Raw genomic sequence first — 12731 nt, forward strand, 5'->3', positions numbered from 1 at the left:
CCGTGAACAAAGATACTTACGTCATGATGGTCGCAGGCGTAGCCGCCCTGGGAGGACTGCTCTTTGGATACGACACCGGAGTGATGTCTGGCGCCCTCCTCTTTGTGGGGCCGGAATTCGGTATGTCTGCTCATGAGGAAGGGCTCGTGACCTCGATGCTGTTGGTTGGCGCGGCAGTCGGTGCGCTGGCAGCTGGGCGTGTGGCGAGCGTAATCGGGCGGCGTCGAACCCTCATTGTCGGCGGACTCATCTTCGTGGCTGGTTCCGTGTGGTGTGCGCTTGCAAACTCAGCTGCGGAACTTGCTACCGCCCGCACATTCCTCGGCGTGGCAGTGGGCGCGGTGTCCATCGTCTCCCCGATGTACATCTCCGAAATCACCCCGGCGGCTGTGCGGGGCCGGATGGTCTCCCTCAACACACTCATGATCGTCGTCGGGCAGCTGCTTGCGTACGGGGTGAACTCGCTGTTGGCTGCAAGCGGTAGCTGGCATTGGATGCTCGGGCTGGCGGCGGTCCCGGGCGCGGCGCTGGCGCTCGGCATGGTCTTCCTGCCCGATACCCCGGCCTGGCTCGCGTCACGAGGTCGAACGCGCGAAGCTGCTGCAGTCAGCGCTCGGGTTGGCGCGAGGGGAGCGGAGTTGGAACATAGCGCGCGGCCGAACACGGGTGAATGGCGGGCTTTGCGACGCCACCGCTGGATGCGCTGGGCTATCGCGCTTGCCATGCTCATGGGCCTGACCCAGCAGATTACGGGTGTTAACGCCATCGTGTACTTCGCACCCACGATGATGAACCAGGTGGGTATCTCCACCACCAACTCGGTGTATACGTCGATGGTGATTGGTGTGGTGTCCGTCGCGGCCTGCCTAGTGGGCATGCGCGTGATCGACCGACTGGGGCGCCGCCGGTTGTTGCTAGCAGGATTAAGCGGCAACGTCGTTTCGCTCGTGGTCCTCGCTGTGGCTTATCACTTCGCCTATGATTCCACGCCGCTGGCCATGCTGGCGCTGACGTGTATGGCGGCGTTCATTGCCTTCCAGCAGGCGGCGGTCTCCCCGGCCACGTGGCTGCTCATGTCAGAAATTGTGCCGCCCGAAGTTCGCGGCTTGGGCATGGGAATCGCCGGGCTGGCGTTGTGGGTGAGTAACTGGGCGGTGGCGCAGTTCTTCTTGCCGGTGGTCGAGTGGCTCGGTGGCTCGCTGGCCTTTGGAATCTTCGCAGTGTTAGGACTTGTCGCGGTGGGGTATACCCGCGCACTCGTTCCGGAAACGGCGGGGGAGAGCCTCGAGGATGTTGCCCAACAACTTCGTTCCCGCTACTCCGAACGCTGAGTGTTTTGGTTATGACGCGCGCGTGGGGTAATATTTTTCCTCGTGTCATTGCTGGGTGTCTACCCGGCTGTGCTTTGAACTAATCAATCGCATCAAGATTGCGCATAACGAAAGGAGCGCCCGATGAAGGTTCGCAAGTCGCTTCGGTCGCTGAAGAAGAAGCCGGGCGCCCAGGTTATTCGCCGCCACGGTAAGGTCTTCGTGATCAACAAGAAGGATCCGCGCTTCAAGGCTCGCCAGGGCTAAGAAACAAGTGTCCTTGGTCCGCCGTCCCCGCGTTGTGGGGGCGGCGGATTTTTTTATGCCTCCCTTCGTCGGCTGGGGTCGGGGGAGGCGTCGCAGAGTGGCCTGCTCCCTTTTGTGGACTTTGTCACAAACTGAGTGAACGTTTGTAACGTGCAGGAATATCTGCGCGGCCGCGGCGGTGGTCAACATGGGTCGGGTTACATCCTGGGAATACCAGCCATGTAACTACTACATCTTGTGTTAGTTGCGGGGTGCGGGCACAAAGTATAGTGTCGTTGATGTTGCTCGGGCGGCGGCCCTACATCACCGCTCAGAGCTCGCATGCAGAGCCGCTGAACGCTCTGCTCGTATCGAATTCAACAGTCACTCCGCGTGTAGTGCCGAAGGAAGCTAAAGGAACGTCACATGAGCATCACCCTCTACACCAAGCCAGCTTGTGTCCAGTGCAACGCCACCAAGAAGGCCCTCGACCGTGCTGGCCTCAAATACGAGACGGTGGATATCTCCCTGGATGATGATGCCCGCGACTACGTGATGGCTCTGGGTTACGTCCAAGCACCGGTCGTTGAGGCGCACGGTGAGCACTGGTCTGGCTTCCGTCCTGACCGCATCAAGGAACTCTCTGCGATGGCGGCGAGCGCCTAGGGCAAAACCATGTTGGTCGTGTATTTCTCTTCCGCTACGGAAAGCACCCACCGCTTCGTCGAGAAGCTCGGCCTTCCCAGCGTCCGCATCCCGCTGCGCCTCAGTGATGAGCCCCTCACCGTGAATGAGCCCTACGTCTTGATTTGTCCGACGTATGGGGGAGGGGCATCGATGAGCGGGCGGAACACGCGGCCTGTCCCCAAGCAAGTCATTCGTTTCCTGAATGACGAACACAACCGCAGTTTCATTCGTGCCGTCGTGGCCGGAGGTAACAGCAACTTCGGCAGTGACTTTGGCAAGGCCGGCGACGTCATCGCCGCCAAGTGTAAGGTTCCTTATGTGTACCGCTTCGAACTTCTCGGAACCGAGGAAGATGTCACAATTTGCCGTGAAGGCCTCTTGGCCAACGCGGCCGCTTTAGGTTTAGCCGCCTAAGGCCTTAATTCCTACCAACCCATCTCTCCATTTCGCCATAGCAAAGAAAGGCCCGTGAAAGTCGTGACCACGCAACTGGGTAAGACCGTCGCTGAACCTGTGAAGCCGGAAGAGCAGCTGGACTACCATGCGCTCAACGCCCTGCTGAACCTGTATGACGAAAACGGCAAGATTCAGTTCGACAAGGACCGCGAGGCCGCGAACCAGTTCTTCCTCCAGCACGTCAACCAGAACACCGTCTACTTCCATGACTTGGAAGAAAAGATGCGCTACCTGGTAGAAAACAAGTACTACGAGCCGGAACTGATCGAGCAGTATGACTTTGAGTTCATCAAGTCCCTGTTTAAGCGCGCCTACGCCTTTAAGTTCCGCTTTAAGACCTTCCTGGGTGCCTACAAGTACTACACCTCCTACACGCTGAAGACTTTCGACGGCCGCCGCTACCTTGAGCGCTTTGAGGACCGTGTATCCATGACTGCCTTGTTCCTGGCTGACGGCGACACGAAGCTGGCGGAGCGCCTCGTCGATGAGATCATGACCGGCCGCTTCCAGCCGGCCACCCCGACGTTCCTCAACGCCGGCAAGGCACAGCGCGGCGAGCTGGTGTCGTGTTTCCTGTTGCGCATCGAGGACAACATGGAGTCGATCGGCCGCTCCATTAACTCTGCTCTGCAGCTGTCCAAGCGCGGTGGCGGCGTCGCTCTGCTGCTGTCCAATATCCGCGAGTCTGGTGCACCCATCAAGCACATCGAGAACCAGTCTTCCGGCGTCATCCCCGTAATGAAGCTGCTCGAGGATTCCTTCTCCTACGCCAACCAGCTGGGCGCTCGCCAGGGAGCTGGTGCGGTCTACCTCAACGCGCATCACCCAGACATCATGAACTTCCTCGACACCAAGCGTGAGAACGCGGATGAGAAGATCCGTATCAAGACTCTCTCGCTCGGCATCGTGATCCCGGATATTACATTCGAGTTGGCAAAGAACAACGACGACATGTACCTGTTCAGCCCGTACGATGTTGAGCGCGTCTACGGTAAGGCCTTCGGCGATATTTCCGTCACTGAGCACTACGAAGAGATGGTCGAGGATCCGCGTATTCGCAAGAAGAAGATCAACGCTCGCCACTTCTTCCAGACCGTCGCGGAGCTACAGTTCGAGTCCGGATACCCGTACATCATGTTCGAGGACACCGTGAACCGTGCCAACCCGGTCAAGACTGGGCGCATCAACATGTCGAACCTCTGCTCGGAGATTCTGCAGGTGAACTCCCCGTCGGAGCTCAACGAGGACCTCACCTACAAGACCTTGGGCAGCGACATTTCCTGCAACCTTGGATCCCTCAACATCGCCGCGACCATGGATTCTCCGGACTTCGCCCTCACGGTGGAAACGGCCATCCGCGGATTGACCGCTGTGGCAGACAAGACTTCCATCAACTCCGTGCCCTCCGTGCGCAAGGGCAACGATGATTCCCACGCCATTGGCCTTGGGCAGATGAACCTTCACGGCTACCTCGGTCGCGAGCACATCGAGTACGGATCGGAAGAGGGCCTCGATTTCACCAATTCCTACTTTGCGGCGATCATGTACGCTGCGCTGCGCGCATCTAACAAGCTGGCGCGTGAACGAGGCGAGTACTTCACGGAGTTCCCGGAGTCTGAATACGCGAGCGGCGAATTCTTCGACCGCTACGACCCGGCCGACTTTGCTCCCTGCACGGAGAAGGTCAAGGAGCTCTTCGCTAAGTCGTCGATCCACACCCCGTCGGTAGAGGAGTGGGCGGAGCTGAAGGCGGACGTCGCCAAGCATGGCATTTACAACCGCAACCTGCAGGCGGTGCCGCCGACGGGCTCGATTTCCTATATCAATAACTCGACCTCCTCGATCCACCCGATCGCGTCCAAGATCGAGATTCGTAAGGAAGGCAAGATCGGCCGCGTCTACTATCCGGCGCCGCACATGGACAACGACAACCTGGAGTACTTCAAGGACTCCTACGAGATCGGCTACGAGAAGATCATCGACACCTACGCCGAGGCTACGAAGTACGTTGATCAAGGTCTGTCGCTGACGCTGTTCTTCAAGGACACCGCCACTACCCGCGATATCAACCGCGCCCAGATTTACGCGTGGCGCAAGGGTATTAAGACCCTCTACTACATCCGCCTGCGCCAGATGGCTCTGGAGGGAACCGAGGTTGAGGGCTGCGTTTCCTGCATGCTCTAATCCTTATTCGCACGCGCCTCAAGCAAGATGGCGCGTGCGATTTTTTCTGCCCCAGGTGAGTCGCCTCGGACGATGGCTTCCGCCAAATCGAGGTGGAGCTGGGCGGTACCGGCCGTCGGGTTTCGCTTGCGGGAACCATAGAGTGAACGCCCGCGCACCATGGACAGCAGATAGGGGCTCAGCGCTGAGAACATCTCATTGCCTGAGGCGTGGAGGACCATGGCGTGGAATCGTAGATCTGTGGCGAGGTGCTCGCCGACGCGCCGCGTGGGTGTGACCTGGAGACGCTGGGCCAGCTCCAGAATCTCTTCCTTATCTTCAGGGGAGGCATGCTGTGCGGCTAAGCCCGCGGCGACAGGCTCGATGGCGAGGCGCAGATCATTAAGGGAGGTGCGCTGGCTATCGCGCGCTTTCTCTGAGCCCAGGCGCCACGAAATGATAGCGGGATCGTAGACCGCCCATTCGCTGATGGGGAGCACTGTAATGCCGACGCGGCGCGAGGAAGAGACCATTCCTAGTTGCTCCAGTGCGCGCATGGCTTCGCGCGCCACGGTTCGGGAAATACCGAAGCGCTCGCAGAGGTCGTTGAGCGTAAAACGTTCACCGGCGGGGAGGGCGCCACTGACGATGTCAGTGCCCAGCGCGTCCAAAACAGTGCTGAGTAGGGGAGCGGAGGGTTCAGTCATTCCATCGAAATCGGGGTCGTGGGAGTATGGCTTAAGTATAAAACATGCAGGAATTTTGGCCCCTAGTTTTACCGGGTACGATGGCACCAGACTTATAAAAACTAGTAAGACGAGGTGACGTGCGTGTCTCACGAGTACGACGATTACATCGCCAGCCACGAGGCTCCGGTGAAGGCAATCAACTGGAACACCATTCCAGATGAGAAGGATCTTGAGGTGTGGGATCGTCTAACCGGCAACTTCTGGCTCCCAGAGAAGGTCCCGGTGTCCAACGACATCCAGAGCTGGAAGACGCTCACGGAGAAGGAGCAGGAGACCACCATGCGCGTCTTCGCTGGCCTGACGTTGCTTGACACTATCCAGGGCACCGTGGGTGCGGTATCGCTGCTTCCCGACGCCGTCACGCCCCACGAAGAGGCCGTCTACACCAACATCGCCTTCATGGAGTCGGTGCACGCGAAGTCCTACTCCAATATCTTCATGACACTGGCGTCGACCCCGATGATCAACGATGCTTTCCGTTGGTCTGAGGAAAATGAGAACCTGCAGCGCAAGGCCAAGATTGTTATGTCCTACTACCAGGGTGACAATCCGCTGAAGAAGAAGGTCGCCTCCACGCTGTTGGAGTCCTTCCTCTTCTACTCTGGTTTCTTCCTGCCAATGCACTTCTCTTCGCGCGCGAAGCTGACGAACACCGCTGATATCATTCGCCTGATCATCCGTGATGAGGCCGTCCACGGCTATTACATCGGCTACAAGTTCCAGCAGGGGTACAAGAAGCTGTCGGGGCCGGAGCAGGAAGAGATGAAGGGCTACGCCTTCGACCTGCTCTACGACCTCTATGAGAACGAGATCGACTACACAGAGGATCTGTATGACGAGCTGGGCTGGACCGAGGATGTGAAGCGCTTCCTGCGCTACAACGCCAACAAGGCACTGAATAACCTCGGCTTCGAGGGGCTGTTCCCGGCTGATGAGACCCGCGTGTCTCCGGCCATCCTGTCCTCGCTGTCCCCGAACGCGGACGAGAACCACGACTTCTTCTCCGGCTCCGGCTCCTCCTATGTCATTGGTAAGGCGGAGGAAACGACCGATGATGACTGGGACTTCTAGCTAGTTCCTCGCATTTACCTGTCGCCGTACCGCACCTTCTGGCAGGGATCATCCGAAAGGTTGATTCTTTCAGGGGGTGCGTTTTCGGGTTTTGGGGGACGACACCCCCGCGTTACTGTGTTCTAGATCACCGTATGCTAGGGCGTGGTGTGGGCAGTTGGCCACGTACATGGCGTTATCTGCTCCAAACGGGGTTAGCAAAGTTGGCGGAAAATAACCGAGCGCTGGAAATTCGGCCCTGAGGTGGCCTAATATAATGCGAGTAAACCTAGGTGTTTGGCCACTGAGCGTGTGGCGCGAGAAAACGCGTGATGCCGATGTGGTTAAGCACTTGTTCTTCAGGAGGATTTTATGACCGCTGTGGCGCCACGGCTCGACGATTACGTCGCGCCTACACGTCCAGAGCCGACTGGTAACGCAAAGACCGGTTCCAAGGCTTGGATGATGCTAACCACCACCGACCACAAGCAGCTGGGCATCATGTACATGATCATGTCCTTCAGCTTCTTCTTCCTCGGTGGATTCATGGCTCTGCTGCTTCGCGCTGAGCTTTTCACCCCAGGACTGCAGTTCCTGTCCAACGAGCAGTTCAACCAGCTGTTCACCATGCACGGCACTGTCATGCTGCTGCTGTTTGCTACACCAGTGGTGTGGGCATTCGGTAACTACGTTATGCCCCTGCAGATTGGCGCACCGGACGTGGCCTTCCCGCGTCTGAACGCCTTCGGCTTCTGGATTACCCTGACCGGCGGCATTGTTATGCTCGCGGGCTTCTTGACCCCGGGCGGCGCTGCTGACTTCGGCTGGACCATGTACATGCCGCTGGCTGATTCCGTCCACACCCCGGGCATCGGCGCGGACATGTGGATCGTTGGTGTGGGTGCTACCGGTGTTGGTACCATTGCTTCCGCCATCAACATGATCACCACGATTCTCACCCTGCGTGCGCCGGGCATGACCATGTTCCGTCTGCCGGTTTTCACTTGGGCTATCTTTACCGCTTCCATCATCGTGCTGATGATCTTCCCGCTGCTGACTGCTGCGGCTCTGGGTGTTCTGTATGACCGCAAGCTGGGCGGCCACATCTATGACTCTGCCAACGGCGGCGCCATCCTGTGGCAGCACCTCTTCTGGTTCTTCGGCCACCCAGAGGTCTACGTCCTCGCACTGCCGTTCTTCGGCATTATCTCTGAGATTGTCCCGGTCTTCTCCCGTAAGCCGGTCTTCGGCTACATCGGCCTCGTCTTCGCTCTGCTGGCCATTGGTGCTCTGTCCATGGCTGTGTGGGCACACCACATGTTCGTGACTGGCGCCATCCTGCTGCCGTTCTTCTCCTTTATGACCTTCCTGATTGCGGTTCCGACCGGCGTGAAGTTCTTCAACTGGGTCGGCACCATGTGGAAGGGCCACATCACCTGGGATACCCCGATGATCTTCGCCATGGGCTTCCTGACCACCTTCCTCTTCGGTGGTATGACCGGTATTATGCTGGCCTCCCCGGCGCTGGACTTCCACCTCGCAGAGTCCTACTTCCTTATCGCTCACTTCCACTACACCCTGTTCGGTACCGTGGTCTTCTCCGCCTTCGGTGGTCTGTACTTCTGGTTCCCGAAGATGACCGGCCGCATGTTGGATGAGCGTCTGGGCAAGATCCACTTCTGGCTGACCTTCATCGGCTTCCACGGCACCTTCCTGGTTCAGCACTGGGTGGGCAACATGGGTATGCCGCGTCGTTACGCCGACTACCTGGAGTCTGATGGCTTCACGGTCTTCAACCAGATTTCCACCATCTTCTCCTTCGTTCTCGGCGCCTCGGTTATTCCGCTGGTATGGAACGTGTTCAAGTCCTGGCGCTACGGCGAGATCGTCACTGTGGACGATCCGTGGGGCTACGGCAACTCCCTCGAGTGGGCTACCTCCTGCCCGCCGCCGCGCCACAACTTCGTGTCCCTGCCGCGCATCCGTTCTGAGCGCCCGGCCTTCGAGCTGCACTACCCGCACATGGTTAAGCGCATGCGCGAGGAAGCACACGTCGGGCACTAAGCACTCACTAGCTGAGTACTCCTGAAAACGCCGCCACCCCATCACAGCGATGGGGTGGCGGCGTTTGCCGTTGGTGGAGATTCCAGGATCGCGGTGTGCGATAATGAGCCCCGTGGATAAACAAAGTGAACAAGTTTTCGCCGTTGTCACCGCCTCAGGTCCCGACAAACCAGGCGTGTCTGCCGCCTTCTTCCGCGTTCTCAGCTCCCACAATGTAGAGCTTGTCGACGCCGAACAGGCCATCTTCTCCGGGCGTATCTCCCTTTCCGCGTACATCCGCGTTAACGCCTCGCGTCTGGAGGCCATGGAGCAGGGGCTGCGCAACACGTTGAGCATCTATGCGCAGTCCATCTCCGTGGAACCTCGGGAGGAGGAAGCCACCTCACGCCCGCGCTCGACACACGTCGTCGTGGTGCTGGGCCGTCAGGTCAACGCGAGCCACATGTCGGCCATCGCCAAGGAGCTGGCCAACCTCGATGTCAACATCGACCGCATCCGCGGCCTGTCCACGTACCCGCTCAACGGCCTGGAGCTCTACATCACGATCGATGGCTCCTCTGACCCTGTTCGCGCCATGTTGGCACGCCTGGCTACCGAGCAGGGTGTGGACATCGCCATCGAGCGCTCCGGATTGCAGCGCCGCTCGAAGCGCCTCATCTGCTTTGACTGCGACTCCACCCTCATTACAGGCGAGGTCATCGAGATGCTGGCCGCCCACGCGGGCAAGGAAGCGGAGGTCGCCGCCGTCACGGAACGTGCAATGCGCGGTGAGCTGGACTTTGAAGAATCCCTCCGCGAGCGCGTGGCCACCTTGGCAGGTCTGCCGGAATCCGTCATCAAGGAAACCGCCGCCGATATCCGCCTCACGCCCGGCGTGCGCACCACCATCCGCACGCTCAAGCGCATGGGCTACCGGGTTGCGGTGGTGTCGGGAGGATTCATCCAGGTCCTCGAGGATCTAGCTAAGGAGCTCGACCTTGACTACGTGCGCGCCAACACCCTGGAAATCGAGGACGGCAAGCTCACCGGCCGGGTCATCGGGGACGTGGTGGACCGCAAGGCCAAGGAGATGTTCCTGCGAGAGTTCGCTGCGGATTCGGGCCTGAGCATGCGGCAGACCGTTGCCGTGGGCGATGGTGCCAACGATATCGACATGATTTCCGCTGCCGGCCTGGGCATTGCCTTCAACGCCAAGCCCGCCCTGCGCGAGGTGGCAGATACCTCTGTTAACCACCCCTACATGGACGAAATCCTGCAGATTCTCGGCATCCCCATGGAGGAAGTCGCTAGTGAATAACCTCCGCGAGGCCCATCGGCGCCTCGTGGATGCGTGCAGTGAGCGCAACTGGCGCGATGATCCCGAGGATCCCGACAAGCCCGAGACCATCCAGGCGATGCAGATAGCGCTCAACCTGCCCAAGCAGGACCCGCCGGCGCGCACGGAGGTGCTGGAAGCGGCGGCGAGGGGCGTCGTCAAGCTCTGCCTCGACGATCGGGCCGGCCAGGATGGGGCCTTCGCCGAGGCCTTGGGGCAGTGGTACGGCCACCGCATCCGCAAGGTGGCCCGCCGCGCGCGCAACAAGGCGTGGCGCGATGTCCAGGCCCTGCCTGGGGTGACAGTCGCTGACCGCGCGCGGGTGTTCGTTCCTTCGGCGGTACAGGATGTGCACCCGCTCGTCGCCAAGCTGCAGATCGGCCATACTGATCTCCCGCAGGATGACCCGGGCCCCGCGCTTGCCGACGCACCCGTGATCTATATCGACGCCTCCCTCACTATGAGTGCCGGAAAGGCCGCCGCGCAGGTGGGGCACGGCTCGATGCTGCTGGCCGCGGCGATGAGCGTTGAGCAAGTGGAAACCTGGGCGGCGCAGGATTTCGCGCTGTCCGTGCGCGAGATTGCCCCAGCGGATTTTGCCGCGGCGTGCACGCGCCCCGATGCGGTGGTGGTGCATGACGCAGGTTTCACCGAGGTCGCCCCGGACTCAGCCACGGTCTGCGCGCTGCCTCGCCCCTAGCGGGCTTCGACTAGGCGCTTGAGTGCCCCGCGCACGACCTCTGGGTCGCTCGTCGGCCACATCTGCGGCATGGAGGCTCGCAGGTAGGAGCCGTAACGCTTGGTCTCTAGGCGGCTATCGAGCACGGCGACGACTCCGCGGTCCGCACTGGAGCGCAGCAGGCGGCCCGCACCTTGGGCCATGAGCAGCGCCGCGTGAGTCGCAGAAACCTCCATGAACCCGTTGCGCCCTGCCGCCTTTGCGGCCTCGGTCCGCGCTTGCATGAGTGGGTTATCCGGGCGAGGGAAGGGGATGCGATCGATGAGGACCAGGGAACAGGAGGGCCCCGGCACGTCGACGCCCTGCCAGAGTGTGAGCGTGCCGAAGAGACAGGAGTTTTCGTTCTTCGTGAACTTGTCCACGAGCGCACCGATGGAGTCCTCGCCCTGGAGGTAGATGTCGAAGGGGATGGTGGGCTTGAGTTCTTCGGCTGCCTGTTGCGCGGCCCGCCGCGAGGAGAAGAGTCCGAGCGTGCGCCCGCCGGCGGCCATGATGAGCTCGCGGATCTCTTGGAGGGTCTGGGGGCTCAGCCCATCGCGGCCCGGCTGCGGCAGGTGCGCCGCGGTATACAAGATGCCGCTGCGCGCGGGGTCAAAGGGATAGCCCACATCGAGGCTGTCCCACGTGCCTTTCGGCAGGCCCCACTGCGCGGCCATGGCGTCGAAGCGCCCGCCTAGGGCCAGCGTGGCGGAGGTGAGCACCACGGTCTGCTCGCCGAAGAGCTTTTCGTGCAGCATGCCTGCGATGGACAGAGGGGCCACGGCAAGGGTGTCGTTCAACGTGCGCTCATCGCGCTCCAGCCACACCACGTCGGCATGCGCGGCGGGGTCACCGGTGGCGAAGACATCGAGGATGCGGGCGATGGCTTCGACGAGGCTAGCGAGGTGGTTGGCCAGGTTTTGGCGCTCCGCAGATTTTTCCGGGTCTTGGGCCTGTTCACCCTCGGGGGCGCGGGCGATGGTTTCGCGGCAATCGGCCAGGGTATCCGCGAGGCCCATGAGCTGCTGCTTGGCTTCCTCTGGCAAGTCGGTCCAGCGGCCCGGTGCGAAATCCGCGAGGAGTTGGCTCAGTTCGTTGGCCTGCTCAGTGAGGCGTTGGTCCTTGCCGTTGGCGCCGAGGGACTTGGCGCGGTTGGCCGCCATCTTCAGCGCGCGCCCGGTGATTTCGGCGGTAGAAACCGAGGTGATGCGGCCGTCCAGCTCGTGGGCCTCATCGATGATGACGACGTCGTGTTCCGGCAGGATGTTGATGTCTGCTACTGCGTCGATGGCGAGCAGGGCGTGGTTGGTGACGACGATATCGACGTCGGCCGCGCGGCGTCGTGCTAGCTCCGCGAAGCAGTCTTCGCCGTGCGGGCAGCGCGTGGCACCGAGGCACTCGTTCGAGGTGACGGATACCTGCCGCCACGCTAAGTCTGGCACGCCCGGTTCCAACTCCTCGCGGTCACCAGTCTCGGTGTCGTCCGCCCACTCGTAGACGCGCTGGACGTGGCGGCCGAGGTGGGAAACAGCGTCTTCGTCGAGCAAGGCGTCTTCGTCCTCAAGCTCAGCGGCGCGGGAGACTTTGTTGAGGCAGACGTAGTTGGAGCGGCCCTTCATGATGGCGAAGGTCGGCTTCTTTTCTAGGTGCGGCTCGAGGGCCTCGGCCAGACGTGGAAGGTCCCGCTCCACCAGTTGGCGTTGGAGCGCCAGCGTGGCGGTGGAGACGATGACGGTGTGACCGGTTTCCTGTGCGTGGCGGAAGGCAGGCACAAGGTAGGCCAAGGACTTACCTGTGCCTGTTCCTGCCTGCACGGCGAGGTGGCGCTCTTTCTCCAACGCGGTGGTCACGGCCGTCGCCATGCGCACCTGGCCGGGGCGCCGCGAGCCGCCGAGGGCGGAGACTGCGGCGTCAAGGAGGTCAACCGTTGTGTCCTGCATTGGTGCCAGTGTAGTCGGTCTTCTCCCGCGTAC

General features: G+C 60.9%; 11 protein-coding genes. 9 read left to right on the forward strand and 2 right to left on the reverse strand.

Features of this window, described 5'->3' with window-relative positions; all coding sequences use genetic code 11:
- The first annotated feature begins 2 nt into the window (after nt 1-2).
- The 5 genes from HWX44_RS04460 to nrdE all read left to right on the forward strand — a co-directional run bounded on the left by HWX44_RS04460 (nt 3) and on the right by nrdE (nt 4883).
- Nucleotides 3-1331 carry a sugar porter family MFS transporter gene (locus HWX44_RS04460; protein WP_175973360.1) on the forward strand — a complete coding sequence of 443 codons (1329 nt, stop codon included), beginning with the start codon at nt 3-5 and terminating at the stop codon, nt 1329-1331.
- 123 nt (nt 1332-1454) lie between these two features.
- Complete coding sequence (ykgO, locus tag HWX44_RS04465) at nt 1455-1577, forward strand: type B 50S ribosomal protein L36 (protein ID WP_003847162.1); 123 nt, start codon at nt 1455-1457, stop codon at nt 1575-1577.
- A gap of 405 nt (nt 1578-1982) precedes the next feature.
- Entirely contained in the window at nt 1983-2222 is a 240-nt protein-coding gene (gene nrdH, locus HWX44_RS04470) for a glutaredoxin-like protein NrdH (protein WP_175973362.1), read from the forward strand.
- A gap of 9 nt (nt 2223-2231) precedes the next feature.
- Nucleotides 2232-2657, forward strand: coding sequence for a class Ib ribonucleoside-diphosphate reductase assembly flavoprotein NrdI (gene nrdI / locus HWX44_RS04475; protein ID WP_175973364.1), 426 nt, complete (start codon nt 2232-2234; stop codon nt 2655-2657).
- A 63-nt stretch (nt 2658-2720) separates the two neighbouring features.
- Entirely contained in the window at nt 2721-4883 is a 2163-nt protein-coding gene (gene nrdE / locus HWX44_RS04480) for a class 1b ribonucleoside-diphosphate reductase subunit alpha (protein WP_175973366.1), read from the forward strand.
- On the opposite strand, the gene HWX44_RS04485 is transcribed toward nrdE, so the two are convergent.
- Nucleotides 4880-5569 carry a FadR/GntR family transcriptional regulator gene (locus tag HWX44_RS04485; protein WP_070700736.1) on the reverse strand — a complete coding sequence of 230 codons (690 nt, stop codon included), beginning with the start codon at nt 5567-5569 and terminating at the stop codon, nt 4880-4882. The two genes, nrdE and HWX44_RS04485, sit on opposite strands and share 4 nt — an antisense overlap.
- A gap of 123 nt (nt 5570-5692) precedes the next feature.
- On the opposite strand from HWX44_RS04485, the gene nrdF reads away from it, so the two are divergent.
- The 4 genes from nrdF to HWX44_RS04505 all read left to right on the forward strand — a co-directional run bounded on the left by nrdF (nt 5693) and on the right by HWX44_RS04505 (nt 10740).
- A complete protein-coding gene (nrdF, locus tag HWX44_RS04490) occupies nt 5693-6682 on the forward strand; it encodes a class 1b ribonucleoside-diphosphate reductase subunit beta (protein WP_046647383.1) in 990 nt (329 codons plus the stop codon).
- A gap of 351 nt (nt 6683-7033) precedes the next feature.
- Entirely contained in the window at nt 7034-8725 is a 1692-nt protein-coding gene (ctaD, locus tag HWX44_RS04495; RefSeq protein WP_070509772.1) for an aa3-type cytochrome oxidase subunit I, read from the forward strand.
- 103 nt (nt 8726-8828) lie between these two features.
- A complete protein-coding gene (gene serB, locus HWX44_RS04500; protein ID WP_175973368.1) occupies nt 8829-10022 on the forward strand; it encodes a phosphoserine phosphatase SerB in 1194 nt (397 codons plus the stop codon).
- Entirely contained in the window at nt 10015-10740 is a 726-nt protein-coding gene (locus tag HWX44_RS04505) for a peptidyl-tRNA hydrolase (protein WP_175973370.1), read from the forward strand. Before serB ends, HWX44_RS04505 begins: the two co-directional genes overlap by 8 nt.
- Here HWX44_RS04505 and HWX44_RS04510 read toward each other — a convergent pair.
- Complete coding sequence (locus HWX44_RS04510) at nt 10737-12698, reverse strand: ATP-dependent DNA helicase (protein ID WP_175973372.1); 1962 nt, start codon at nt 12696-12698, stop codon at nt 10737-10739. The genes HWX44_RS04505 and HWX44_RS04510 overlap by 4 nt on opposite strands.
- Nucleotides 12699-12731 lie beyond the last annotated feature (33 nt).

It is taken from the genome of Corynebacterium sp. Marseille-Q2823, from assembly GCF_903645345.1.
Lineage (GTDB): Bacteria > Actinomycetota > Actinomycetes > Mycobacteriales > Mycobacteriaceae > Corynebacterium > Corynebacterium hiratae.

Excerpts from the sequence above, each read along its gene's own strand:
- ykgO (WP_003847162.1), top strand. The coding sequence starts at position 1,455 with ATGAAGGTTCGCAAGTCGCTTCGGTCGCTGAAGAAGAAGCCGGGCGCC.
- nrdH (WP_175973362.1), top strand. The coding sequence starts at position 1,983 with ATGAGCATCACCCTCTACACCAAGCCAGCTTGTGTCCAGTGCAACGCC.
- nrdI (WP_175973364.1), top strand. The coding sequence starts at position 2,232 with ATGTTGGTCGTGTATTTCTCTTCCGCTACGGAAAGCACCCACCGCTTC.
- HWX44_RS04485 (WP_070700736.1), bottom strand. The coding sequence starts at position 5,569 with ATGACTGAACCCTCCGCTCCCCTACTCAGCACTGTTTTGGACGCGCTG.
- ctaD (WP_070509772.1), top strand. The coding sequence starts at position 7,034 with ATGACCGCTGTGGCGCCACGGCTCGACGATTACGTCGCGCCTACACGT.
- serB (WP_175973368.1), top strand. The coding sequence starts at position 8,829 with ATGAGCCCCGTGGATAAACAAAGTGAACAAGTTTTCGCCGTTGTCACC.
- HWX44_RS04510 (WP_175973372.1), bottom strand. The coding sequence starts at position 12,698 with ATGCAGGACACAACGGTTGACCTCCTTGACGCCGCAGTCTCCGCCCTC.